At 46.2% G+C, this 24,290-nt stretch carries 23 protein-coding genes and 1 riboswitch; of the genes, 15 read left to right on the plus strand and 8 right to left on the minus strand.

What is annotated here, in order from left to right; genetic code table 11:
- Positions 1-90: 90 nt before the first annotated feature.
- The gene (locus IE103_RS16550; RefSeq protein WP_189347291.1) at positions 91-2,859 is read right to left on the minus strand and encodes a valine--tRNA ligase; all 2,769 of its coding nucleotides are present in this window, start codon (positions 2,857-2,859) and stop codon (positions 91-93) included.
- Positions 2,860-3,484: 625 nt separating this feature from the next.
- Between IE103_RS16550 and IE103_RS16555 the strand changes: the two genes are divergently transcribed.
- The 11 genes from IE103_RS16555 (at position 3,485) to IE103_RS16605 (ending at position 15,837) form a co-directional block, all read left to right on the plus strand.
- Complete coding sequence (locus IE103_RS16555) at positions 3,485-5,638, plus strand: tetratricopeptide repeat-containing diguanylate cyclase (RefSeq protein ID WP_189347292.1); 2,154 nt, start codon at positions 3,485-3,487, stop codon at positions 5,636-5,638.
- 68 nt (positions 5,639-5,706) lie between these two features.
- Positions 5,707-5,808: riboswitch (TPP riboswitch) on the plus strand.
- A gap of 83 nt (positions 5,809-5,891) precedes the next feature.
- Entirely contained in the window at positions 5,892-7,805 is a 1,914-nt protein-coding gene (thiC, locus tag IE103_RS16560) for a phosphomethylpyrimidine synthase ThiC (RefSeq protein ID WP_189347294.1), read from the plus strand.
- A gap of 20 nt (positions 7,806-7,825) precedes the next feature.
- Positions 7,826-8,026, plus strand: coding sequence for a sulfur carrier protein ThiS (thiS, locus tag IE103_RS16565; protein WP_189347296.1), 201 nt, complete (start codon positions 7,826-7,828; stop codon positions 8,024-8,026).
- Positions 8,027-8,031: 5 nt separating this feature from the next.
- Complete coding sequence (locus tag IE103_RS16570) at positions 8,032-8,397, plus strand: endonuclease domain-containing protein (RefSeq protein WP_229827329.1); 366 nt, start codon at positions 8,032-8,034, stop codon at positions 8,395-8,397.
- Between the two features lie 237 nt (positions 8,398-8,634).
- On the plus strand, positions 8,635-9,429 hold the full coding sequence (locus tag IE103_RS16575) for a thiazole synthase (RefSeq protein ID WP_189347297.1): 795 nt from the start codon (positions 8,635-8,637) through the stop codon (positions 9,427-9,429).
- Positions 9,430-9,499: 70 nt separating this feature from the next.
- Entirely contained in the window at positions 9,500-10,387 is an 888-nt protein-coding gene (thiD, locus tag IE103_RS16580) for a bifunctional hydroxymethylpyrimidine kinase/phosphomethylpyrimidine kinase (RefSeq protein ID WP_189347299.1), read from the plus strand.
- Positions 10,384-11,034, plus strand: coding sequence for a thiamine phosphate synthase (thiE, locus tag IE103_RS16585; RefSeq protein WP_189347302.1), 651 nt, complete (start codon positions 10,384-10,386; stop codon positions 11,032-11,034). Before thiD ends, thiE begins: the two co-directional genes overlap by 4 nt.
- 241 nt (positions 11,035-11,275) lie before the next feature.
- Positions 11,276-12,151, plus strand: coding sequence for a response regulator (locus tag IE103_RS16590; protein ID WP_189347303.1), 876 nt, complete (start codon positions 11,276-11,278; stop codon positions 12,149-12,151).
- 648 nt (positions 12,152-12,799) lie between these two features.
- Positions 12,800-13,915 carry an aromatic ring-hydroxylating oxygenase subunit alpha gene (locus tag IE103_RS16595; protein ID WP_189347305.1) on the plus strand — a complete coding sequence of 372 codons (1,116 nt, stop codon included), beginning with the start codon at positions 12,800-12,802 and terminating at the stop codon, positions 13,913-13,915.
- A gap of 92 nt (positions 13,916-14,007) precedes the next feature.
- Entirely contained in the window at positions 14,008-14,952 is a 945-nt protein-coding gene (locus IE103_RS16600; protein ID WP_189347307.1) for a DMT family transporter, read from the plus strand.
- 9 nt (positions 14,953-14,961) lie between these two features.
- Positions 14,962-15,837: a sulfurtransferase gene (locus IE103_RS16605; RefSeq protein ID WP_189347309.1), complete on the plus strand. Its 876-nt coding sequence runs from the start codon at positions 14,962-14,964 to the stop codon at positions 15,835-15,837.
- 4 nt (positions 15,838-15,841) lie between these two features.
- Here the strand turns inward: IE103_RS16605 and IE103_RS16610 are convergent, their stop codons facing one another.
- Together IE103_RS16610 and IE103_RS16615 are read right to left on the minus strand one after the other, a co-directional pair.
- Positions 15,842-16,570 (minus strand): ZIP family metal transporter, encoded by a 729-nt coding sequence (locus IE103_RS16610; RefSeq protein ID WP_229827330.1) that lies wholly within the window; start codon positions 16,568-16,570, stop codon positions 15,842-15,844.
- Positions 16,571-16,726: 156 nt separating this feature from the next.
- Positions 16,727-17,200 (minus strand): DUF4124 domain-containing protein, encoded by a 474-nt coding sequence (locus IE103_RS16615; RefSeq protein WP_189347310.1) that lies wholly within the window; start codon positions 17,198-17,200, stop codon positions 16,727-16,729.
- 211 nt (positions 17,201-17,411) lie between these two features.
- On the opposite strand from IE103_RS16615, the gene IE103_RS16620 reads away from it, so the two are divergent.
- Positions 17,412-17,918, plus strand: coding sequence for a hypothetical protein (locus tag IE103_RS16620; RefSeq protein ID WP_189347312.1), 507 nt, complete (start codon positions 17,412-17,414; stop codon positions 17,916-17,918).
- An 89-nt stretch (positions 17,919-18,007) separates the two neighbouring features.
- On the opposite strand, the gene IE103_RS16625 is transcribed toward IE103_RS16620, so the two are convergent.
- The 3 genes from IE103_RS16625 to IE103_RS16635 are packed head-to-tail and all read right to left on the minus strand — an operon-like array spanning position 18,008 to position 20,724.
- Positions 18,008-18,490 (minus strand): glutathione peroxidase, encoded by a 483-nt coding sequence (locus IE103_RS16625; RefSeq protein WP_189347314.1) that lies wholly within the window; start codon positions 18,488-18,490, stop codon positions 18,008-18,010.
- Complete coding sequence (locus IE103_RS16630; protein WP_189347316.1) at positions 18,487-19,623, minus strand: PilT/PilU family type 4a pilus ATPase; 1,137 nt, start codon at positions 19,621-19,623, stop codon at positions 18,487-18,489. Before IE103_RS16630 ends, IE103_RS16625 begins: the two co-directional genes overlap by 4 nt.
- A gap of 57 nt (positions 19,624-19,680) precedes the next feature.
- Entirely contained in the window at positions 19,681-20,724 is a 1,044-nt protein-coding gene (locus IE103_RS16635; protein WP_189347318.1) for a type IV pilus twitching motility protein PilT, read from the minus strand.
- Positions 20,725-20,879: 155 nt separating this feature from the next.
- Here IE103_RS16635 and IE103_RS16640 point away from each other — a divergent pair, with 155 nt between their 5' ends.
- From IE103_RS16640 to IE103_RS16650, 3 genes are all read left to right on the plus strand, one after another.
- Positions 20,880-21,596 carry a YggS family pyridoxal phosphate-dependent enzyme gene (locus tag IE103_RS16640; protein WP_189347319.1) on the plus strand — a complete coding sequence of 239 codons (717 nt, stop codon included), beginning with the start codon at positions 20,880-20,882 and terminating at the stop codon, positions 21,594-21,596.
- Positions 21,586-22,419 carry a pyrroline-5-carboxylate reductase gene (gene proC, locus IE103_RS16645; protein ID WP_189347321.1) on the plus strand — a complete coding sequence of 278 codons (834 nt, stop codon included), beginning with the start codon at positions 21,586-21,588 and terminating at the stop codon, positions 22,417-22,419. The genes IE103_RS16640 and proC overlap by 11 nt, the downstream gene beginning before the upstream one ends.
- 75 nt (positions 22,420-22,494) lie before the next feature.
- A complete protein-coding gene (locus IE103_RS16650; protein ID WP_189347323.1) occupies positions 22,495-23,346 on the plus strand; it encodes a PA4780 family RIO1-like protein kinase in 852 nt (283 codons plus the stop codon).
- 42 nt (positions 23,347-23,388) lie between these two features.
- On the opposite strand, the gene IE103_RS16655 is transcribed toward IE103_RS16650, so the two are convergent.
- Both IE103_RS16655 and IE103_RS16660 read right to left on the minus strand, forming a co-directional pair.
- Positions 23,389-23,853, minus strand: a complete 465-nt coding sequence (locus IE103_RS16655; protein WP_189347325.1) for a YqjK family protein — start codon at positions 23,851-23,853, stop codon at positions 23,389-23,391.
- The gene (locus tag IE103_RS16660; RefSeq protein ID WP_189347326.1) at positions 23,831-24,286 is read right to left on the minus strand and encodes a phage holin family protein; all 456 of its coding nucleotides are present in this window, start codon (positions 24,284-24,286) and stop codon (positions 23,831-23,833) included. The genes IE103_RS16655 and IE103_RS16660 overlap by 23 nt, the downstream gene beginning before the upstream one ends.
- Positions 24,287-24,290: the final 4 nt, after the last annotated feature.

The raw sequence follows: 24,290 nt of genomic DNA on the forward strand, positions 1-24,290 counted from the left end.
TGTCCAACTTAAGCATTGAAGCTGCACCAAAACAAAAAAGCGCTTCAAACCGAAGCGCTTTTTGCATTTACAACCCAACCAAAAAAACAATCATCCCAACTTAGCAAACGATTCCTTCATCTTATTCAAAGTCGCAGAGAAGCCAGCAACACGTTCTTTCTCTTGCTCGACCACAGCAGCCGGCGCACGTGCCACAAAGCTTTCGTTGCTGAGTTTGGCTTGTGCCTTGTTGATTTCAGCTTCGAGTTTGGCCATTTCTTTCGACAGGCGTTCGCGTTCTGCGGCGACGTCGATTTCTACTTTTAACATCAGCTTAGTTTCACCGACGATGGAAACTGGGGCTGGTGAATCTGGCAGGGTGTCGATGATCTGCACTTCGGACAATTTCGCCAAGGCTGCCATGTAAGGTGCATAGCTTTCCATGCGTGCTTTGTCTGCAGCGTTGGCTGGTTGCAGCAACAGTGGTACGCGCACCGCTGGAGACAATTGCATTTCGCCGCGCAAGTTACGGCAGGCGTCGGTTGCAGCTTTGAGGCCTGCCATCCAGCTTTCGGCTGCTTCGTCGATCGCCTCTGCATTCACTAATGGGTAGCCTTGCATCATGATGGAGTCGCCTTCGGCTTTCAGCGTTTTGCCTGCCAATGGTGCGACTGTTTGCCATAAGGCTTCGGTCACGAATGGGATCACTGGGTGCGCCATACGCAGTGTCACTTCCAATACGCGCAATAAAGTGCGACGGGTGGCGCGTTGTTGTGCTTCGCTGCCTTGTTGTACTTGAACTTTCGCTACTTCCAAATACCAATCGCAGTATTCATCCCATACAAATTTGTAGATGGCGGATGCGATATTGTCGAAGCGGTAGTCAGCGAAACCTTTTTCTAACTCTGCTTCCGTGCGTTGCAGTGTGGAGATGATCCATTTATCGGCTTGTGAGTAATCGAGATCATTGTCGCTGGCTGTGCCGGTGAAGCCGCAATCTTTGCCTTCGGTGTTCATCAAGACGAAGCGTGTCGCGTTCCACAATTTATTGCAGAAGTTACGATAACCTTCGCAACGACCTAAGTCGAAGTTGATGTTGCGACCTAAGGATGCGTAACTCGCCATGGTGAAGCGCAAAGCGTCGGTGCCATAAGCGGGAATGCCATCAGCAAATTCTTTGCGTGTTGCTTTGTCGATGCTCGCTGCTTGTTTTGGATTCATCAAACCGACAGTACGTTTGGCTGCCAAATCGTCTACGCTGATGCCGTCGATCAAATCGATAGGGTCTAGCGTATTGCCTTTAGACTTAGACATTTTTTGGCCGCTAGAATCGCGTACCAAGCCATGCACGTAGACGGTATGGAAGGGCACCTTGCCAGTGAAGTGCGCCGTCATCATGACCATACGCGCTACCCAGAAGAAGATGATGTCAAAGCCGGTGACCAATACTGAAGACGGCAAGAACAGTTTGCTGTCTACTGTCAACTCTGGCCAGCCCATGGTCGAGAATGGGACGAGTGCAGAAGAGAACCAGGTATCGAGCACGTCGTTGTCGCGATTCAATGCGCCGGTGTAACCAGCGGCTGCGGCTTTCTCTTTGGCTTCTGCTTCATTGCGTGCCACGAAGACTTCGCCGTTGTCGCCATACCATGCTGGGATTTGATGGCCCCACCACAATTGGCGAGAGATACACCAGTCTTGAATATTGTTGAGCCATTGGTTGTACGTGGTGTTCCAGTTTTCTGGTACGAACTTCACTTCACCGTTAGCAACTTTTTCGAGTGCGACTTCAGCGATCGATTTGCCTGGGAAGTGTGTTCCTTCTGGAGCAGGTTTGCTCATCGCCATAAACCATTGGTCAGTCAACATCGGTTCGATCACGACATTGGTACGGTCGCCACGTGGCACCATTAGTTTGTGTGGCTTGACTGATTCGAGCAATCCTTGGGCGTCGAGATCCGCCACCATTTGCTTACGTGCGACGAAGCGGTCCATGCCTTGGTAAGCAGCAGGGCCATTTTCATTGATCTTCGCATCCAAAGTTAAGATGCTGATCAGAGCTAGGTTATGACGTTGACCAACGGCGTAATCGTTGAAGTCATGTGCTGGTGTGATCTTGACGCAACCCGTGCCGAATTCTTTGTCGACATAGCTATCAGCGATGACGGGAATTTCTCTATCAGTCAAAGGCAGTTTCAACATCTTGCCAACGAAAGCGGTGTAGCGCTCATCAGTTGGATCAACTGCCACGGCGACGTCACCGAGCAAAGTTTCTGGACGTGTGGTCGCAACCNCGTCTTCTTCTTCCGATACCACTTCCAAATCGGATACCGCTGTGCCCAAAACTGGGTCCCAGTTGACCAAGCGTTTACCGCGATAGATCAAGCCTTGTTCAACCAAGCGTACAAACACTTCGGTGACCACTTTGGAGCGCTCTGCATCCATCGTGAAGTATTCGCGCTTCCAATCAGCAGAAGCACCCATGCGGCGCATTTGACCGGTAATCGTGGAGCCGGATTTTTCTTTCCACTCCCAGACTTTTTCTAAGAACTTCTCACGGCCTAAATCGTGACGAGAAATCTTTTGTGCATCGAGCTGGCGTTCCACCACGATCTGTGTTGCGATGCCAGCATGATCTGTACCTGGCACCCATGCCGTATTGTGACCACGCATACGGTAGTAGCGTGTTAAGCCATCCATAATCGTTTGGTTAAACGCATGGCCCATGTGCAAAGTGCCAGTGACGTTAGGTGGTGGTAGTTGAATACTAAATGAAGGTTTGGATTCATCGGTTGTCGCGGTGAAGTATCCGCGTTTTTCCCACTCGGTGCGCCAGAAGGATTCGATGTTGGCGGGTTCAAAAGACTTGGCTAATTCCATGATGTATATGCAAACTTTCAGTTAGTGCGAACCTCAATTGTGGTCAAGACCTTGGGGTTCGAATATTTGATTGGCGAAACCCTTGATTATAAACCTAGATTTCTATGTTGCTTACGATGTTAGGGACGAAGTTTTCATTGGCATTTATGTCTAGCCATTAATTTTCTTTATCTTCTGCATTGATTAGAAATGGTTTAAATCATTTTGCTTGGCTTAGTCTTGTATTAATTTTTATTGGCGCGTGAGGGTAATTAGCAAGAAAGTAAATTGATGTTAGTTTTTGGTATGAGGAGTAGATGGTTGAGATGAATACTTGAGTTGGAAAGTGCTAACCAAATGACATCAAATTTATTTTTAATAAATTTTTACTCAATTCGGCGATATTAAAAAGCGCGAATCACAACATAATTTATTCATTAGCTTGTTAAATAATGAAAAATCGTGCAAACCTACTAAAACTGTGGCTTATAAGAGAGTCTGTCAAAAAAAAGCATAGATGCTTTTAGGAAAGTGCTAGCATTAGCACATCTAAAAATTTATAAAAACAAACAGCTAAACTGCTCTTATCTTTATGATCAAAACATTGCTTTTGGGATCAAAGCTAAGGGAAAAAGGTAATAAGCACATGAGACACTTTTTCCATAAATCCGCGTTCAATGGTATTCGAAAGTTACGTGTTTTTCATGGTGTAAAACATTATCTTTTGTGGCAAATTTCGGTGTTGGTTCTATTGATGTGTATCGCTTTTCCAGGAAAAGCCGATGACAAAGCCATCATGCAAGAGCTTGATACGATTCAAACTTTATCTGACCGCAATAATGAAGAAGGCTTGCGTCAACTTTTACAGTTTAAAAAAAACTTGCCAGCGGACGTTTCACCTGCAGTGCGCCTCGAAACTTTATCGGTGTTGAGTAGTTTGTATTTCGATGCTGGAAATACCAAGCTGGGTAGACAAACGCTTACCGAGTTAGAAAACTTGGCGAAGCAAGTGCAACTCAAAGACGCATTATTGATTTTAGAGATTTACGACGCTTATAACATCTTCGAAAAATCGGGTTTTGCAACGGCAGTCGCGCATCTAGAAAAGATGGCTGACAAAGTTGCGAATAGTGACAACATCAATGCGCAGTTCCGTTATCGCGCAACACTTGCTGCTTTTTATAGTAGCAATTTCCGCTTCGATCAGGCACTCAAGCAGTATCTTGATATGCTGAAATTGAGTGATCAGCTTCCGCGTCGCCAAATGCAGGCAAAGATGGCGACTTGGGGTTTGATTTCAGGTTTGTATTTGCAAATGAAAGATCCAGAAAAGGCGCTTACCGCTACCACCGAAGCATTAGCGGTCTCATCATCAAGTATTGCGCCTAAAGCTTTTGTGGAGATCTCGATTTCGCGCGGTGTTGCGCTCAGTAGTTTGAAGCGAAACGACGAGGCTTTGAAAGAATATGAGAGCGCCTTGAGGGTTGCTAAGGAAGAAAAGTTGCCTTACATGGTTGCGCTTGCCTTGTTTAATATTGCTGATCAATATTTGATTAAGAAGGATTACAAACGTGCTGAAGCCTATGCGCGCGAGGCGATGGCAAAGTCAGAATCAATGGACGATACCTGGGGTGTTGCTGGCGCAAAGGTGAATTTAGGCCTAGCACTGGGTTATCAAGGTAAAGTAAAGCAGGGTGGAGATTTAGTAAAAGAAAGTATCGCCCACTTTGATAAGAATCATGCGAAGTCAGATGTAGAGACCATCATTGGCGAACTTTCACATATGTATGAAGCAGCTGGTTGGTATAAAGAAGCTTTAGAGCAAGTGCGTCAGCAGCAAAAATTAAGTGATGAGATTTTTCAATCTGATCGTGCGAAAGCGGTAGCTGCCTTACAAGAAGAGTTTGATAGCGAGCAAAGAAAGCGCCAGATAGAAATTCTGGCGAAAGATAATGCCCTCAAAGATGCGGACATTAAAAATCATCGCCTAAAGCAAATGGTTGCTTTGCTTGCTTCCTTGGTGGGTATTTTTGGTGGCTGTTTTATTTACATGCTGTACCGTCGTAGTAAGAAACTCAATGCGCAATTGCAGGAAGTGAATACGCAGTTGGAATTCCATGCAGTGCGTGATGCGCTTACTGGTTTACACAATCGTCGTTCATTCATTAATTTGATGGTTAATCGCACCGGTCGCGTTGAGAATGAACGTCGCGAGGGTGCATATCGTAATCCTGATTGTATGGTGCTGATGGATATCGATCACTTTAAAAACATCAACGACACCTGGGGTCATGCGATTGGTGACGTTGTGTTGAAAGAAGTCGCGACACGTTTGAAGAATGTGGTGCGTGATGAAGATATGGTGATGCGTTGGGGCGGAGAAGAGTTCTTGATTTATTCGCCGAAATCTAATCCTGAACAAATCACTAGCTTGGTCGAACGTGTGCTAAAAACGATTGGTGACAAGCCGTTTACTCACGGTGCGGTAACGATACCGGTGACGGTGACAGCAGGATTTATTTCGGTGCCATTCTCGGATGTGCCAGAAGAATTTTGCGATTGGGAACGGGCCCTGCAAATTGCCGATATGGCTTTGTATCTGGGAAAAACGCATGGACGAAATCGTGCTTATGGTTTGGCAAGATTATTGGTGCCGCATGAAGATGCTCTACCAACTTTAACCCATGATTTGGCTGCAGCAATTAGAGACAATATGGTGGAGATTATCGAAGTCATCGGGCCACCACAAGATTTGGCACCGATCACAGTGAGCGGCTATCACGCTGCTAACCAAGCATAAGGAAGTGCTTGTGAAATAGTTTCAATCGCAGATATAATGCGCCGGCAATAAGATTATTGCTAATGATTTTTAAACGCTAGGGGTCCTGACGAGTTTGTATTTGTCGGGTGAGAAATACCCTTGAACCTGATCTGGATAATGCCAGCGAAGGGAAGCAGCCAAAGCCGTGATGCCACCCAAATTGAGGTGTGCCATCGCCTAATTTGGAAACTCCTTTGCTGGCTCCGTGCCATCGATAAAGCAAAGGAGCCAAATGAACGCCAACCCACAATTCTTGTCCGCCACCGCCAAGGTTGACGAAGCCGCTATTCAAGCCTTACCTAATTCTCGCAAAATCTACGTGACAGGTAGTCGTCCTGATATCCGCGTTCCTATGCGCGAAATTTCGCAAGCCGATACGCCAGCGATGTTTGGTGCAGAAAAAAATCCGCCAATTTATGTCTATGATACATCTGGCCCGTACACCGATCCTGATGTGAAAATCGATATTCGTTCTGGCTTAGCTTCCGTGCGTGGCGCGTGGATAGCTGAACGCAATGACACAGAAGAATTAGCTGGTCCAAGTTCTGCATACGGCATAGAGCGTTTGCATGATCCTAAGCTGCATGAATTGCGTTTCAATTTGCAGCGCAAACCGCGTCGTGCATCAGCGGGTAAGAACGTCACGCAAATGCATTATGCGCGGCAAGGTATCGTTACACCAGAGATGGAGTTTGTCGCGATACGCGAAAATATGCGGCGTCAAGAATATTTAGACAATCTAAAAAGCGCTGGTCCTATGGGTGAAAAACTCGCTGCAATGATGGGGCGTCAGCATCCAGGTCAATCATTTGGCGCAGCGATTCCAGCGCAGATTACGCCTGAATTTGTACGTGACGAAATCGCGCGTGGTCGCGCAATTATCCCTGCGAATATTAATCATCCTGAAGTAGAACCAATGATCATCGGTCGTAACTTCTTAGTCAAAATTAACGCGAACATCGGCAATTCCGCGGTCACATCTTCGATCGGTGAAGAAGTCGAAAAAATGACGTGGGCGATCCGTTGGGGCGGTGACAATGTGATGGATTTGTCGACAGGTAAACACATACACGAAACACGTGAATGGATTATCCGTAATTCGCCAGTACCTATTGGAACTGTACCTATCTATCAGGCTTTGGAAAAGGTGAATGGCAAAGCCGAGGACTTAACATGGGAAATTTTCCGCGACACTTTGATCGAACAAGCTGAGCAGGGCGTTGATTATTTTACGATACACGCGGGTGTGCGTTTGCAGTACGTGCCGATGACAGCCAAGCGTATGACGGGTATCGTCTCGCGTGGTGGTTCGATTATGGCGAAGTGGTGTCTCGCCCACCATAAAGAGAGTTTTTTGTATGAGCATTTCGAAGAGATTTGCGAGATCATGAAAGCTTATGACGTGTCTTTCTCATTAGGTGATGGCTTGCGCCCAGGTTCGATTTACGACGCCAATGATGAAGCCCAACTTGGTGAATTAAAAACGCTAGGCGAACTCACACAAATCGCGTGGAAGCACGATGTGCAAGTGATGATAGAAGGTCCAGGTCATGTGCCCATGCATTTGATCAAAGAAAATATGGATCTGCAATTAGAGCAATGTCATGAAGCGCCGTTCTATACCTTGGGACCACTGACCACGGATATCGCACCGGGTTACGATCACATTACCTCCGGTATCGGTGCCGCGCAAATCGGTTGGTACGGCACCGCGATGCTGTGCTACGTCACACCAAAAGAACATTTAGGTTTGCCAAATAAAGTCGATGTGAAAGACGGCATTATTACCTACAAAATTGCCGCCCATGCCGCCGATTTAGCGAAGGGGCATCCTGGCGCACAAATTCGCGATAACGCTTTGTCGAAAGCACGTTTTGAATTCCGTTGGGAAGATCAATTTAATCTCGGTCTAGACCCTGACAAAGCACGTGAATTTCACGATGAAACTTTGCCGAAGGATTCGGCCAAAGTCGCACACTTTTGCTCCATGTGCGGCCCACACTTCTGCTCGATGAAGATTACGCAAGAAGTGCGTGACTACGCCGCGACGCAAGGCATCAGCGAGATCGAAGCGCTTAAAAAAGGTATGGAAGTCAAAGCGATTGAGTTCGTTAAATCTGGCGCTGAAATCTATAAAAAATCCTAGGTGCTCCGATGGAAATTGTGATGGAAATTCAGCTCAATGGCGAGCGACGTGTTTTGTTGCCAGAAACGGATTTGTATAGCTTGATTAATGAACTGCAATTGGGTAATCAAGCCATTGCTGTTGCGGTTAATCGTCAAGTTATAGGTCGTGCGCTGTGGCAGCAGCATATCTTGCAAACAGGTGATCAGGTGGATGTGGTGCGGGCGATTGGTGGCGGGTGACCATTATGCGAAACTCTTCCAACTTCCAGATGACTGAGAATGCTCGTGGGCTACGCAAGTCGATGACTGATGTTGAACGCTTGTTGTGGTGGCGTTTGCGCGGTGAACAATTGGGTGTGAAGTTTCGGAGGCAGCATCCTTTCTTGAATTACGTTTTAGATTTTGTCTGTCTTGAATTGAAGTTGGTTGTTGAGTTAGATGGCTCGCAGCACGCGGAGGCAATTCCATATGATAACGAGAGAACGATGCGTCTAAATGATGCTGGCTATGTTGTTCCTCGATTTTGGAATAATCAGGTGTTAGAAGAATTGGAGAACGTGGTGGAGGAGATTTACCGACAGGTGCAGTTGAGGAAAAAGGAATTTGAGTGACCTTAAGGGAAACCCATCCCCACCCTAGCCGTCCACTGCGCCGCTTGCAAGCGGCTTAGAAATTGGTGGCGCAAAGCTAGCTTTGCGAAACCCCACCAATTTCCCCTTGAAGGGGAGGGAACATTCCGGTTCTAAAGATTGTATTTATCGATGAACGCTCCTTCCCCTTCAAGGGGAAGGTTGGGATGGGGATGGGTTTCATACAAATAAGTGAGTAAAAACAAACCAGGACAAAAAATGACAACAGAAGCAAAATCAGACTGCCTAACCATAGCAGGCAAAAGCTATAGCTCACGTCTCTTAGTCGGTAGCGGCAAATACAAAGACCTAGAACAAACCAAGCTAGCCACCGAGGCGAGCGGTGCAGAAATCGTCACAGTGGCGATTCGCCGTGTGAACATCGGTCAAGATCCGAATACACCGAGTTTGCTCGATGTGGTACCGATGTCGAAGTACACCATTTTGCCAAACACGGCAGGTTGCTATAACGCGAAAGACGCGATTTATACTTTGCAGCTTGGTCGTGAATTATTGGGCGGACATAAGTTGTGTAAGCTCGAAGTGTTGGGTGATGAAAAGACCTTATTCCCGAATATGCCAGAAACATTAGAAGCGGCGAAAGTGTTGGTGAAAGAGGGCTTTGATGTGATGGTGTATTGCAGTGATGATCCTATCCAAGCGCGTATGTTGGAAGATATTGGCTGTGTCGCCGTGATGCCACTCGCTTCCTTGATCGGTTCTGGTATGGGTATTTTGAATCCTTGGAATCTGTCCTTGATCATTGAGCAGGCGCAGGTTCCTATTATTGTTGATGCCGGTGTTGGTACTGCGTCTGATGCAGCGATTGCGATGGAACTCGGATGTGATGGTGTGTTGATGAATACCGCAATCGCTGGGGCACGTGATCCGATTCGTATGGCACGTGCGATGAGCTTAGCGGTTGAAGCCGGACGTGAGGCTTACTTAGCTGGACGAATTGCGCGTAAGTTTGCGGCATCGCCATCGTCTCCAATGGCTGGTCGTGTGGTTTGATTACCCGATTGAATTTTACTTATGCATGCTTGGTGTTAAAGCCAATTAAACTTAGATGGAAAAAGACTTGATGACAGTAGTAAGGCGATTGGATCAGCGTCCATCTGTGTTGGTATTTGCAGGACACGACCCCAGCGGTGGTGCGGGAATTCAGGCGGATATTGAAGCGATTTCCGCACAGGGGGCGCATGCCTTAACGATTATTACTGCGCTCACTGTGCAGGACAATAATCGGGTGAGTGCCGTGTATCCTGTGGATGCAAAGATTTTACGCGCACAGTTTGCGCAATTGTTCGCGCATATTCCAATTGCTGCCGTAAAAATTGGTATCGTTGGATCGCAAGAAAATGCAAATGCAATTGCGCAATGTGTCGAGACTCTGCAAGCATCTCAAGCACATATTCCGGTAGTTGTTGATCCTGTGTTGGGTAGCGGCGGTGGTCATGCTTTGGCTGTTGATGATGCGGTGGTGGCGGTGCAAGCGGTATTACGTCGCGCAACCTTAATTACACCGAATTTGCCCGAGTTAAGACGTTTAGTTTCCACAGAGAGAACAGATGAATTAAAAGCGATTCGTTTGTGCACAGAGTTTAATTGCGATGTGCTACTCAAGGGAGGGCATGCGCAGGGTGAGGAGATTATGAATAGTTGGTATCCGCATGCTCAACTAAAACAATCGACACTGCATAATCAACATCCGCATCAACATCAATATCAACATCAGCATCGACAGAATTTTCATGCACGATCATGGCGTTGGCCTCGATTAGACGGAGAGTTTCATGGAACTGGTTGTACTTTAGCAGCGGCGATTGCTGCTCAATTGGCATTGGGGCAGACTCTGGAAGAAAGTCTGGCGACAGCACAGGCCTATGTACAAAGTAGTTTGGAGCAGGCATATTCCATCGCGGCTGGGCAAGCGATTCCGGCCAGAGTTTTGCAAAAGGATAGAGAATGAATGTAAGGAAAGATTTTCACCCAGATCAGCAACCACAGCTGCGAGGTTTATATTTGGTAACGCCAAATTGGGATGATACTGATCAATTATTGACAGTAACCGAGCGTGCATTGGCGGCAGGGGTAAGCTTGCTGCAATACAGACATAAAACGGCCAGTGTTGAATTGCGCTATGCGCAGGCTAGTGCATTGCAAAGTTTGTGCAGACAGTATGCAGTTCCATTTATTGTGAATGACTTTGTGCATCTAAGTCAGCAATTAGATGCCGATGGCGTGCATGTTGGTGGAAATGATGTGTCAGTAGCGCAGGCGCGCGCCATATTGGGACCAGATAAAATCGTTGGTGCTTCTTGTTATGGTGATCTTGGTGCCGCACATTTATCGCAATTGCAGGGCGCGAGTTATGTGGCTTTTGGTGGTTTCTATCCATCTGCGGTAAAGCAATATCCTGTGACCACTTGCCCTAGTATCGTGCAATCTGCGCGAGCGCAATTGACTTTGCCGCATGTTGTGATTGGTGGCATGACGGTGGAGTTAGCACGGCCTTTGATTAAGCGAGGCGCGCATATGGTGGCAGCGATAAGCAGTGTGTATTTGGCAGAACAACCGGATCAAGTTGTACGTGATTTTGTTGCCCTGTTTCAATAAAATTTTTCTGTTAATTGTTGGTTTGTTTTTTTGATGAAGTTCGGTGTTGTGTAAATTTCTCAAAATTTCTCAAATTTTCTCAAATCGCGGTGAATTCAATAATTCCGGTGAAAAATCCCACAGATTTTTGCTCGATTTTCTACCTTCTGTCGGGAACCTTTACTGCGCACCCCACTTCTCGTTGTATGCTTATCGTATGAGCGGACCACTGAAAATTAAAAAAGTATAAGCAGGTTAAGCAATGAATCAATCTACATCGATGGCGACTGCATCACCGACTAGTCGCCGATTTGTTTTGGAAATGCGTGGATTTACCAATGCCGAAAAAAGCATGTTGACATCCACTTTCCGTCTTACCAGTCGTCGTGAGATGTCTTATGTTGAGGCAGGTGAGGGCGATGGTCGCGCTGATATTTATTTGATCAACGCAGATAATCCTGAGGCACTAGCCGATTTAGCGCGTCGCGATATCGGCGTGCCAAATGCACACTCGCCAGCCGTGGTAATTGGCAGAACGCCAGTCGAGACACCCTGGCCATTTGTGAGTAAACCTATCCATTGGATGCGCTTGTTTGAAAATCTTGATCAAGAGATGCAAAGAGCGTTGCAACAGCGTAGTGCACGCGTTGTTGCTAATGAGCATTGGGATGGCGCCACCTTGCGACGTTCAAGCGATCAAAAAACACCTGTGGCTGCCGTCGTGGTGGAGGCACCAGCACGCGAAACAGTGTTGGTTGTTGACGATAGTGCGACGGTGCGGGCATTTATGCGCATCAAGTTATCACCGTTTCAATTTGATGTCGATTTTGCAGAAACAGGCGAGCAAGCGGTGGAGAAGGCCGCTGCAAAGGCCGACATCAAGCCGTACAACTGTATATTTCTCGATATTATGATGCCAGGGATTGATGGCTATGAAGTATGCAAACGTATAAAAGCCAATGCGAAGACAAAATCCTCTGCAGTCGTGATGCTAACCAGTAAATCTTCAATCATTGATAAATTGCGTGCCAATTGGTCTGGCTGCGATGCATTTCTTAGTAAGCCAGTGGCCGAAGATGATTTGCTAGCAACGATTGCCAAATTTTTACCGAGTGCGCGCGATTCGGTTAAAGATTAATGTCAGCTTAAGTTCGCATGAATTTTTTGTGATGCGTTTATTGAGTACGACGCTGATGCTAGTGTAGTTGAACTGGCAGATGCCGCTCCTGATAAAAGCCTTTTTTGTTTTTATTTAGATGTTATCTACCTATTAAGCTTCTAACTGTCTACGCTGGTGTTTGCTAAAGTTAGCTAACTGACTATTCTCAAGCAAAACAAGACCTTAGCAAGGGTTTCGGGTATAATCTCGCGTTCTGTCCAAAATTTCCTCATCAAGTGCTTTTTATTAGTCGCTTGTTGTTCCTTGTTTGAATTTTCGACTTTGGTGAAAATCAATCGAAAATAGGTTTTTGTGGATTCTTTCTCTCTAAGGGCGTGCTGACATGTTATTTAGGCAAGCGTTCGTGTCAAAACGCAGGATGGCAAGGCGCATCTCGCCGCTGCGGCAGGCCGCCTCAGCAAGAGATGCAACGCTGTCCATCGTGCGTTTTGACACGAACCCTTCGGGAATGGCTGAAATGGGCGCATGGCGTCGTTGCAAGCTGCTGACAGTGCCAGCACTGCGGCACAGCTTGCGCCTAGCCCTGCGCCCATTTCCGCACATTCGCTTACCTAAATCACATGTCAACACGCCCCAAGTTGGTGCAAATTAATTTGGGGGGTGGGGATGTCCGATCTGGCTTCTTTGTCTACATTAGCGCGTTCTGACGCGCAACTTCCGGTGCATGTGTATTTTGATCAAGGCTTATTAGAGCGCGAGATCAAACAATTATTTCAATCTGGCCCGCGTTACGTTGGTCATGAATTGATGGTTCCCAATGTCGGTGATTATGCGACCCTCGCTTCAGAGAATGAGGGGCGTATGCTGGTGCGCGGCAAAGACGGTATTGAATTACTGTCGAATGTTTGCCGTCATCGTCAAGCCTTAATGTTTGGCGGCCCAGGCACGACAGGGCGAGGCAACACCAATCACATCGTTTGTCCATTGCATCGTTGGACTTACGATCTCAAAGGTGAGCTGATTGGTGCGCCGCATTTTAAAGACACACCTTGTTTAAATCTTTCACGTACACCACTGCAAAGTTGGAATGGTTTGCTGTTCGAACAAAATGGCTACAACGTGATGGAAAAGATGGCGCAATTGTCGGTCACCAAGGATTTGGATTTTACCGACTACATGCTCGATCACGTCGAAGTGCATGAATGTGATTACAACTGGAAAACTTTTATTGAAGTTTATCTCGAGGATTATCACGTTGAACCCTTCCATCCGGGATTGGGTAGCTTTGTCACTTGTGATGATTTGAAATGGGAATTCGGTGAAGACTACAGTGTACAAACTGTGGGTGTGCACAAAGGTTTATTAAAATCTGGTTCGCCGAAATACCAAGCTTGGCAAGAGCAAGTTTTAAAATTCCGTCGTGGCGAACCGCCAAAATACGGTGCGATTTGGCTGACTTTGTATCCGAATATCATGGTCGAATGGTATCCCCATGTTTTGGTGGTATCAACGCTATGGCCGACCGCAACAGGTAGAACCAAGAACGTAGTTGAGTTCTATTATCCTGAAGAAATCGTTTTGTTCGAGCGTGAGTTCATTGAAGCTGAACGTGCGGCGTATATGGAAACCTGTATCGAAGACGATGAAATCGGCATGCGCATGGATGCTGGACGCAAGATTTTGTTCAATCGTGGACAAAATGAAGTCGGTCCATATCAATCACCGATGGAAGATGGCATGCAGCATTTCCATGAATGGTATCGAAGTAAGATGCAGTTCTAAATGTAGATAGATTATGGGGAAGCAATGCTTCCCCATAGTTTTTTTGTCTCCAGTTTAATAAAACGAATAGTCAATTCAGTTAAAGAGGATGTATGCAAGCACTGTGGATGTTGGTCGCGACCTTTTTGTTTTCATTGATGGGTGTCTGCGTCAAACTAGCCTCTGAAACCTACAACACAGCAGAGATCGTCACTTATCGCGGTGCAATTGGTGTGATTGGTATCTATTTGATTATGCGTTGGCAAAATGGAACGCTGCGTAGCTCAATGATTCGAGGTCACGTTTGGCGCGGCATTTTTGGTGTCACTTCACTTTGGTTATGGTTTTACTCTATTTCTAAGCTGCCCTTATCTTTATCCGTGACGCTTAGTTATATGTCGTCGATTTGGGTTGCCGTTATTTTGTTTGCGACTTCGTGGTGGAAAAATCGCGGCAAAGATGTGGTGCATTTGCCTCCTCATTTAGTTTGGTCGATTTTGTTGGGTTTTGTTGGCGTTGTGATGTTGCTGCGCCCGACAATACGTGCAGATCAATTATTCGATAGTTTGATCGCTCTCTGTTCTGGTTTTATCGCTGCACTCGCTTATATTCAAGTCCGACAAATGGGGGTTGCGGGCGAGCCTGAATACCGAGTGGTTTTTTATTTTTCGTTGGTCTGTACCGCGATGGGATTACTCGGGCAATTCTGGCACTTCAATACTTTTACAGAATCGCAATTAGCTGCTCATGTGAATCATCATTTGTTCGAGCCAAAAGGCATTGCATTGTTGCTTGGTGTAGGGATATTCGCGATGGTCGCGCAATTAGCGATGACCCGTTCATACCGACTTGGCAATCCTTTGGTTGCGGCGAATCTGCAATATGTTGGTATCGTCTTCACAAGTGCATTAGATGTAATGATTTGGAACTTGAATTTGAGTTGGATCAGTTGGTTGGGAATTGCAGTAATTTTAGCAAGCGGTATGATAGCGTCTTCATTTAATAGTGGTGCCAGTGCTAAGACTGAAGCGCCCGATGCTACCAACAAAACTACCTAAGGAAAATCTATGTTGACGACTTTAATTAGTGCCGAACAACTTGCCGCGCAATTGCGTAATGAAGTAAGTCAAAAGAATCTAGTGATTGTCGATTGCCGCCATGATTTGATGGATGCACAAGCGGGTAAAAATGCTTATGATGCGGGCCATATTCCGAGCGCTATTTTTGCCAATCTGGATAGCGATTTGTCCGGCAGTAAATATGATGCAGATGGTGTGTTCGCTGGCCGTCATCCTTTGCCTAAAGTTGATGACCTACTACAAACATTGCGCCATTTTGGTATCAATAACGATACCCAAGTGGTCGCTTATGACGCGCATGGTGGCATGTTCGCTGCACGCCTCTGGTGGTTGCTACGTTCGATTGGTCATGCATCGGTTGCGGTTTTGGATGGCGGTATCGGTGCATGGACTGCTAATGGCAATCCGCTGCAAACCGAGGCGGCACAAAATTCCGTAGGGAATATTGCGTTACGACCTACATTAACCAAGCAAGTGAATGTACACGATGTTTTAAATAATCTATCGGCGAGTTCAGAACTGCAACATCAAGTGATTGATGCTCGTGCAGCAGATCGCTTTCGCGGAGAAAATGAAACCATCGACCCAGTTGGCGGACATATTCCAGGTGCGAAGAATCGCTTCTTTAAGGATAATTTACAGGCAGATGGTCGATTTAAATCAGCCCAGCAATTGCGTCAAGAATGGTTGGACTTGATCACTGAGCCGAGCAAATCAATTATGCAATGTGGTTCCGGTGTGACTGCTTGCCATAATTTACTGGCAATGGAAGTTGCAGGATTGTCCGGTGCGGCTTTGTATCCGGGGTCTTGGAGTGAATGGTGCGCTGATGCAAAACGTCCAGTTGCAAGCGGATCGCAATAAACAATTAATGTAGATGCTGGGTCATTAACAGAACCAGCGCAACACCAGCGCTGACTAAAATAATTTGCGGTATGGTTTCTTTTAAACTGGCGCGGCGCTGCATTTGCGGCATTAAATCGCTGACGGCGATGTAAATGAATCCTGATGACGCTAGTACCAACACATAAGGAATCAGTGAATTGGCTTGATCAAGTGTGTAATAGCCAATCACTCCACCCAGTACCGACATCAGACTGCAAATAAGATTGTAAAAATAAGCGCGGGCACGACTAAATCCGGCATTAAGTAAAACGATAAAGTCGCCGACTTCCTGCGGGATCTCATGCGCAATAATCGCTAAGGCGGTCACGATTCCCAAGCTAGGATCAGCTAGAAATGCGGCGGCGATTAAAATCCCATCGGTGAAATTGTGTAAGCCGTCACCGATCAAAATCATCCAACCTGATTTGCCAGCTTCATGCGCATCATGTCCATGTTCGTGATGATGTCCATCGCCCTCGTGGTGATGGGAGTGTCGTAACACAGCAAATTTTTCTAACAAGAAAAACGCCAGTAAGCCACCTAATAGGCAAGCGAATAGCGAGCGCGGATCGGTTCCTGCTTCGAAAGCGCGCGGCAAAGCGTGTAGGAAAGACGTTGACAACATTATCCCTACCGACAAGCTGACCATGCGCTCGACTAACTTGGAAAGTAAAGTGAACGAGAAAATGGCAGCAAAGCTGATACTCAACACGCCAGCAATCGTGGTCGTGAAAATAATGGAAGTCAGGGTGGAATGAATTTTGAGCCTCGGTGCGGAATGGGGTGCAACTATGTTGCAATTAGACCACAAATTGAAGAATTCTGCAATTCGTTTGCTGCAGGACGATCGGGTAAATCGTCCTGATTGTTAGTTGTCGCGACAAGATTTTAATTTTTGATTAATTTTTTTAATTTCTTCTTGACGCTTTTCATCTTCCATAAAAATCGGTTCGCCTTGCGCATTTTCTCGGACGATAATCGGTAGTCCGTTCTCCAGCGTGATTAGACGCTTCTTATCTTGATAGCATTTCTCGTCGTCAGCGCGTCGCTTATCGCGCTCGCGCGCTTCTTGTTCTTCTTTTTGTTTTTGTCGCTCTTTAAATTCAATTTCTTTGGCCCACAAACTTTGCGTTGGTTTTTTTGTAGTCGGTTGAGCGCCTAAGCCATTCGCAACTGGAGTGATCTCAACTTCTTTTACTAGCGTGCTGCCAGCAGGGCAGCGACTCGCCATAATCTTGCGACCTTGTGCATCTTTGCACTCATAAATCTGCGCCTGCGCAATTGATGCGAGCCCGCATAATCCAATAATTATTAAGAAATCTTTTCTGAAGTGAAATGACATAAGGTATTCTCTCGTCGAATGGAATGACAATTTTATGCGTGTTAAATGTGAATAGATCCTTGTTAGCATTGATCAATAGTCACAGTCAGCAAAGTGTTCGTGGATTTAAACCAAACAGGAAAAATATGTCTAGACACGTCCACGCACTACTATATTGTAATTTTTATTGATTGTAGAAAGTATTTAGCATCGAGTGAATTAGGGAAAGTGAATGATGAATGACGGTGAGAAATACCAGCAAGTCATGTGCGATTTTATTGAAAGTTTGGGTATCGCGATTATCCCCAAGCGATTAGATCACCCGACTTTTCTCCCCGGTCTAGATTTAGGCCCGAATTGTATTTATCTTGATGTCAAGAAAATGCAGTATCCCGGTGATTTATTACATGAGGCCGGACACCTAGCAGTGACTACTGCGGCGCAACGTGCGGCAGTGGGTAGTGATGCGCTCGAATTGCCATGGCCAACCGATGGTGAAGAAATTGCTGCAGTGCTGTGGTCGTATGCCGCAGCCTTGCATTTAGGCGTGCCACTGGAAGTAGTATTTCATGATAATGGTTATAAAAACGATTCGGCGTGGTTGATCGACAACTTCAATCGCGGGCAATACATTGGATTACCTCTGCTGCAATGGATGGGGTTATGTGTCGATGAGCAGCAAGCTGCTCTGCACAAGATTCGTGCTTTCCCTCATATGCAAAAATGGCTGCGAGATTAAAAGTTGATTGCGGCTATGTCGTCACGGAATACAAAGTAGGGCTAGTAAAATGAAGCTTTAGTTTTTTTACTAGCCATTGATTTGTTCGTCTACTCTGCCAGTAACTGCAGAATGTCTTCGCGAATTTCGGCTGGCGTGGTTTGTGGTGCGTAGCGCTTAAATACGCTGCCATCTTTGCGTAGCAAAAATTTGGTGAAATTCCACTTGATCATTTCTGTGCCTAAAACGCCGGGGGCGTGGCTTTTCAGATATTGAAACAGCGGATGCGCGGATTCCCCATTGACATCAACTTTCTCAAACATCGGAAAACTGACGCCGTAATTGCGTTCACAGAATTGACTAATTTGCGCTGTATCCCCTGGTTCTTGTTGACCAAATTGATTGCAAGGGAAACCCAAGACGACGAAACCTTGGGGTGCAAATTCTTGATACAGCGTTTCTAAGCCTTGATATTGTGGTGTGTAACCGCAATTGCTCGCGGTGTTGACGATCAAAGCGACTTTGCCAGCATATTCGCTGAGGTCGACATGATCGCCATTAAGCCGCTTTGCATCAAATGCTAGCGCGCTCATACAATACCTAAATGTTGTGTGCCTGCGGATAAATCGCGATTACTTGCATCTTTGCCGCGTAGCTTAATTGCCAAACGAAGTTCGTTGACAGAGTCAGCATTGCGCAAAGCATCTTCGTAGGTAATTAAGTCGGCTTCATGTAAATCAAACAGTGATTTATCGAAAGTAATCATGCCTAACTCTTCTGATTTCTTCATGATTTCTTTGATTTCGTGGACATCGCCTTTGAAAATCAAATCAGAAATCAAAGGTGAATTCAGCATGATCTCAATCGCGGCAATACGCCCCTTGCGTCCTCGTAAGGGAACCAAGCGCTGAGAAATCACCGCTTTTAAGTTCAAAGACAAATCCATCAACAACTGCGCGCGACGCTCTTCTGGGAAAAAGTTGATCATGCGATCAAGCGCTTGGTTGGCACTGTTGGCGTGTAGTGTCGCCAAACATAAGTGACCGGTCTCGGCAAACGCAATCGCCAAATCCATCGTTTCGCGTGAACGAATCTCACCGATTTGAATCACATCGGGCGCTTGACGCAGCGTATTTTTCAGCGCTACCTCCCAGTCATCGGTGTCGATACCAACTTCACGTTGCGTAATAATGCAATTGCCGTGTGGATGGACATATTCAATTGGGTCTTCAATCGTGATGATGTGACCGTAGCTATTCGCATTTCTATGTCCAACCATTGCTGCTAATGTGGTGGATTTACCTGAGCCTGTCGCACCAACCATAATCACCAGACCACGTTTGGTCATCGCGATTTCTTTTAATTGATTGGGCAGTCCTAATTCTTCAAAAGTAGGAATGGCAGAAGTAATCGTCCGCAACACCATACCAACGCGCCCTTGTTGCAAGAAGGCAGAGACGCGGAAGCGACCAAGTCCAGGTGGGTTAATCGCAAAGTTACATTCTTTGGTCGATTCAAATTCCGATGCCTGTCTATCGTTCATAATCGCGCGCGCTAAATCAACCGTATGCGCGGTCGTCAACACTTGATTGGAGACCGGAGTTACTTTACCGTCGATCTTAAAAGCTGGTGGAAAATCGGCGGTGATAAAAAGATCTGAACCATTTTTGCTCAACATCAGTTTGAGCAAATCATTCATAAACTTGGTGGCCTGATCGCGTTCCATGAAACTTCCTTCTACTAAATTTTATGTGTTCTCAACAAGTGGTGGGCAATTCGCAGATTAGCCTGGGAAGTTATCCGGGATCTTCGCAGCAGCTCTCGCGGTTGCAGCTGAAATCACGTTGCGGCGTAGAAGATCCGATAAATTTTGATCTAAAGTCTGCATGCCGACATTGCTACCGGTTTGAATTGCCGAGTACATTTGTGCGACTTTCGCTTCGCGAATCAAGTTACGAATCGCTGGTGTACCTACCATAATTTCATGTGCGGCAACACGACCAGAACCATCCTTGGTTTTTAATAAAGTTTGGGAGATAACCGCTTGCAAGGATTCGGACAACATGGAGCGAACCATTTCTTTTTCTTCGGCAGGGAAGACGTCGATAATACGGTCGATCGTTTTTGCTGCTGACGAAGTATGCAAAGTACCGAACACTAAGTGACCGGTTTCTGCTGCGGTCAGTGCCAATCGTATCGTTTCTAAGTCACGCAATTCACCCACCAAGATCACGTCAGGATCTTCACGCAGTGCGGAACGTAAAGCGTTTGAGAATGAATGTGTGTGTGGGCCGACTTCACGTTGATTGATTAAGCATTTTTTCGAGTCGTGGACAAATTCAATCGGATCTTCTACGGTGAGAATATGGCCGTATTCACTTTCATTGACATGATTCACCATGCCTGCCAGTGTGGTTGATTTACCAGAACCAGTTGGTCCCGTCACCAACACCAAACCACGTGCTTTCAATGCAAATTCGGCAAAGCATTTTGGTGCATTGAGTTGTTCTAGTGTCAGAATCTTGGATGGAATCGTACGCATAACCGCCGCTGCACCGCGTTCTTGATTAAATGCATTGACACGGAAACGCGCGAGGCCAGGAATCGCAAACGAAAAGTCGCATTCGAGGTTTTCTTCAAAGTGCTTACGCTGACCATCATTCATGATGTCATAAATAAGCGCGTGCACATCTTTGTGTTCTAGTGGCGGTAAATTGATGCGTCGTACGTCACCGTGTACGCGGATCATAGGTGGCAAACCAGAAGACAAGTGTAGATCGGATGCGTTATTCTTAACCGAGAATGCGAGAAGTTCTGAGATATCCATTTATAATCCGATACGAAATAATTGAAGTGGGTTGATCATGCTGAGTGAAATTGTCGAAATCGCTGCGCGACTTATGCAATTTTATGCAATTCACTTACCTGAGTGACTCATTTGATTTTAGTCTGATTGTTTAATGCAGTTCTACGTCCTTGATTATGTCCTTAATCTCCCAAAACTTGCAAGTCGTGCATGAGGCAATTGCACTAAGTGCAGCCCGCTATGGCAGGAATCCAACTGAAATTGCTTTATTAGCAGTATCCAAAACCTTTGGTGCAGAACATGTGGTGCAAGCATGGCAAGCTGGTCAACGCATGTTCGGTGAAAATTATGTGCAAGAAGGCGTTGATAAAATTGCCGAAGTACGCCGCTTGTTAGCCGATGATCGTGCCGCAGATCAATTGCTTTGGCATTTTATTGGTCCGATACAAAGTAATAAAACACGTCCTATCGCCGAGAATTTTTCTTGGGTACATTCGATTGATCGCGAAAAAATTGCAACGCGCTTATCAGAACAACGTCCCGCACATCTTGGTAAGTTACAAGTTTGTTTGCAGGTGAATATCAGTGGCGAAGCTAGTAAGAGTGGCGTTAGCCCCGATCAATTATTAGCATTAGCAAAGCATGTTGTGCAATTACCTAACTTAAGTCTGCGCGGGCTAATGTGTGTGCCAGAGGCGAACGAGGATGAAGTGGCTCAGCGGCAAGCGTTTCGTTCTTTAGCCGATCTGCGACAACAATTACAAACGCAAGGGATTATGCTGGATACATTATCGATGGGCATGAGTGCGGATATGCAAGCAGCGATTGCGGAAGGCAGTACGATGGTAAGAATTGGTAGTGCTATTTTTGGAAAGAGAAATTATGCAGTCTAATTTGCGTATCGCCTTTATCGGTGGCGGTAACATGGCAGGTGCTTTAATCAGTGGTTTAGTGAAAAAGCTGGCAGCGTCGACACAAATTCATGTGATCGATTTAAACCCTGAAAGCTTGCAGAATCTAGTCACCGGATATGGTGTCAGTACCAGCCTTGGCATGGAGCAAGCAGATTCACATTTACGTGGCGCAGACTTGATCGTGCTTGCGGTGAAACCTCAGCAATTGCACACGGTCGCAGCAAGTTTGTCACCGTATATCCAATCGCAAATCGTACTCTCGGTAGCTGCAGGAATACGTGCGGCGGATTTGTCACGTTGGTTAGGTGGTTACCAGAAGATCGTGCGCGCGATGCCGAATACGCCAGCAATGATAGGCTTGGGGATGAGTGGCCTGTATGCAATGGATGCAGTGAGCGAGTCTGAACGTAATGTGGCACAAAATATTATGCAGGCTGTTGGTGACACTTTATGGGTTGAGCAAGAGGCGATGATCGATGCCGTGACCGCAGTTTCTGGTAGTGGTCCAGCTTATGTTTTTTATTTCATCGAGGCGATGCAAGAAGCGGCGCAGCAGCTAGGTTTTGATGCAGCACAGGCACGTCAATTAGCATTAGCGACCTTTCAAGGCGCAGCGCAGTTGGCGCAGCAATCGGATGAATCAGTAAGCATCTTACGTGAACGAGTGACTTCTAAAGGTGGTACAACTTATGCTGCTTTATGCAGTATGGATGCGAGCGAAGTGAAGCCAGCGATACATCAAGCGGTGCTGGCAGCGGCGCAACGTGGCAAAGAATTAGGAGATGAATTTGGACAAAATTAATTGTTCGCTTAAACAGTTGGTGCGAAGAATTCATCAAATAATTCATCAAAATATTCATCAGAATATTGACTGCTCATGAAAACACCACAGCGCCTACAAGCTCTCGTCGATGAAGGCATGATAGATGAAGTGCTAAGTCAATTAATGAGCGGCAAAGAAGCGACGGTATATGTCGTGCGTTGTGGCGATCAAATACGTTGCGCGAAAATGTATAAAGAAGCTGGTCAACGCAGCTTTAAGCAAGCCGCGGCATATCAAGAAGGGCGCACCGTAAAAAATAGTCGGCAGGCGCGCGCGATGCAAAAAGGCTCGAAGTATGGCCGGAAGATGCAAGAAGAAGTTTGGCAAAATGCTGAAGTCGATGCGCTCTACAAATTAGCGGATGCCGGTGTGCGAGTTCCCAAACCGCATATTTGTTTTGAAGGTGTGCTACTGATGGATTTAGTCAGCACCGAAGATGGGCAAGTCGCACCACGTTTGAACGATGTTAATCTGAGTCATGCGCAAGCCTTGGTTTATCACGAAGAGTTGATTCAACAAGTGGTGTTGATGTTATGTGCTGGGATTGTCCATGGCGACTTGTCTGAATTTAATATTCTGTTGAACGAGCAAGGTCCTGTAATTATTGATTTGCCACAAGCAGTGAATGCTGCTGGCAATATGGGCGCGGCGGCGATGTTGTACCGCGATTTCGATAATCTAAAAAATTACTTTAGTCAGTTCGCACCCGAGCTAGCACTGACTCAATATGGCAAAGAGATTTGGCAGCTATATGTAGCAGGCTTATTGCGTCCAGATACCGTGTTGACGGGTATTGTTGCGGAAGATAAGCGCCCGGTTGATGTGCATGCGGTGATTGAAGAAATCGAACTCGCTCGCCTAGAAGCGGAAGCAGAACTGCAAAGACGGTTAATGCAAACGAACTAAATAGTGAACGCAAAAGCGCAAGACTATTTGAATTGAATTTGTTTATTGCGATGAAGATTGGCTTGTATTGAGGTCCTTGGTATCGGAGTTACTTGCACTGGATGCCGCGCTACGTGCGCGCCAACTGCGAATCAAAGGCAATAAGACAGGTGCTAATGTTTGCCACCAGCGCCAAGAGGATAAACCTGTTTTCAATAAAGAGAATGCGCGCTTTGGTTTGACGATGGTGATTCCAGCGGCGAATATCGCGAGTAAGATGGGTGATGCGCGCAATGCTTTCGCGGTGCGTAGTCCAATTTCAACATAGCGTAAATGATCTTGAATTTGTGCGCCGTGCCACTGTAATTCCAATCTTTGTAATCGACATTGTGCGAGCAAGATTTGTTTGCGAGCCTGCAATAATTGGGCGCGACTGGGTTTGCTGGATTTGGTCGATATGTTCGATTTGTTCGATTTGTTCGATGATGGCGTGAGTAGCGTCATGCTAGAAGCCTTCATTGTCGACATCACTGTCACGATGCTCACGATTGCCACGATTTTTAGGTGCCGACCTGTCGCTACTATCGTCAGGAGTTTTGCTTTGTTGACGTAATACAGCGATATCGTTTTGTAACTCGCCCAAGCTAGCAGCCAGCAAGCGCGGTTTATTTTTGATCGCTGTTTTCAGATAAAAGAAGATGCCAACACTGGCAAGTGCAAAAATTGTGATTAAGGCACTTAAGGCGAGTTCTCGATGATTATCCCAAAAAATAATTAAAATCAGCAGTATCAGTAACAGTACCGTGACGATGCCGCAAAAGAGACCGATTAAAGAGAGAATGAAATAATTGGCATAGCGCCCGAACTCTTCTTCGATTTCTAATGAGGCGAGTTCAAGACGCGTATGCAAGCTTTCGATCAGGCTCGCACCAAAGCGTGCGATTGAATCGGTGAGTGCCATTGGT

It is taken from the genome of Affinundibacterium macrobrachii, from assembly GCF_014652415.1.
In the GTDB taxonomy this organism is placed as follows: Bacteria; Pseudomonadota; Gammaproteobacteria; order Burkholderiales; family Burkholderiaceae_D; genus Undibacterium; species Undibacterium macrobrachii.

Bases quoted from the DNA above. Each gene is read 5' to 3' on its own strand.
- IE103_RS16555 (WP_189347292.1), top strand. From the start codon at position 3,485: ATGAGACACTTTTTCCATAAATCCGCGTTCAATGGTATTCGAAAGTTA.
- thiC (WP_189347294.1), top strand. From the start codon at position 5,892: ATGAACGCCAACCCACAATTCTTGTCCGCCACCGCCAAGGTTGACGAA.
- thiS (WP_189347296.1), top strand. From the start codon at position 7,826: ATGGAAATTCAGCTCAATGGCGAGCGACGTGTTTTGTTGCCAGAAACG.
- IE103_RS16570 (WP_229827329.1), top strand. From the start codon at position 8,032: ATGCGAAACTCTTCCAACTTCCAGATGACTGAGAATGCTCGTGGGCTA.
- IE103_RS16575 (WP_189347297.1), top strand. From the start codon at position 8,635: ATGACAACAGAAGCAAAATCAGACTGCCTAACCATAGCAGGCAAAAGC.
- thiD (WP_189347299.1), top strand. From the start codon at position 9,500: ATGACAGTAGTAAGGCGATTGGATCAGCGTCCATCTGTGTTGGTATTT.
- thiE (WP_189347302.1), top strand. From the start codon at position 10,384: ATGAATGTAAGGAAAGATTTTCACCCAGATCAGCAACCACAGCTGCGA.
- IE103_RS16590 (WP_189347303.1), top strand. From the start codon at position 11,276: ATGAATCAATCTACATCGATGGCGACTGCATCACCGACTAGTCGCCGA.
- IE103_RS16595 (WP_189347305.1), top strand. From the start codon at position 12,800: ATGTCCGATCTGGCTTCTTTGTCTACATTAGCGCGTTCTGACGCGCAA.
- IE103_RS16600 (WP_189347307.1), top strand. From the start codon at position 14,008: ATGCAAGCACTGTGGATGTTGGTCGCGACCTTTTTGTTTTCATTGATG.
- IE103_RS16605 (WP_189347309.1), top strand. From the start codon at position 14,962: ATGTTGACGACTTTAATTAGTGCCGAACAACTTGCCGCGCAATTGCGT.
- IE103_RS16615 (WP_189347310.1), bottom strand. From the start codon at position 17,200: ATGTCATTTCACTTCAGAAAAGATTTCTTAATAATTATTGGATTATGC.
- IE103_RS16620 (WP_189347312.1), top strand. From the start codon at position 17,412: ATGATGAATGACGGTGAGAAATACCAGCAAGTCATGTGCGATTTTATT.
- IE103_RS16625 (WP_189347314.1), bottom strand. From the start codon at position 18,490: ATGAGCGCGCTAGCATTTGATGCAAAGCGGCTTAATGGCGATCATGTC.
- IE103_RS16630 (WP_189347316.1), bottom strand. From the start codon at position 19,623: ATGGAACGCGATCAGGCCACCAAGTTTATGAATGATTTGCTCAAACTG.
- IE103_RS16635 (WP_189347318.1), bottom strand. From the start codon at position 20,724: ATGGATATCTCAGAACTTCTCGCATTCTCGGTTAAGAATAACGCATCC.
- IE103_RS16640 (WP_189347319.1), top strand. From the start codon at position 20,880: ATGTCCTTAATCTCCCAAAACTTGCAAGTCGTGCATGAGGCAATTGCA.
- proC (WP_189347321.1), top strand. From the start codon at position 21,586: ATGCAGTCTAATTTGCGTATCGCCTTTATCGGTGGCGGTAACATGGCA.
- IE103_RS16650 (WP_189347323.1), top strand. From the start codon at position 22,495: ATGAAAACACCACAGCGCCTACAAGCTCTCGTCGATGAAGGCATGATA.
- IE103_RS16655 (WP_189347325.1), bottom strand. From the start codon at position 23,853: ATGTCGACAATGAAGGCTTCTAGCATGACGCTACTCACGCCATCATCG.
- IE103_RS16660 (WP_189347326.1), bottom strand. From the start codon at position 24,286: ATGGCACTCACCGATTCAATCGCACGCTTTGGTGCGAGCCTGATCGAA.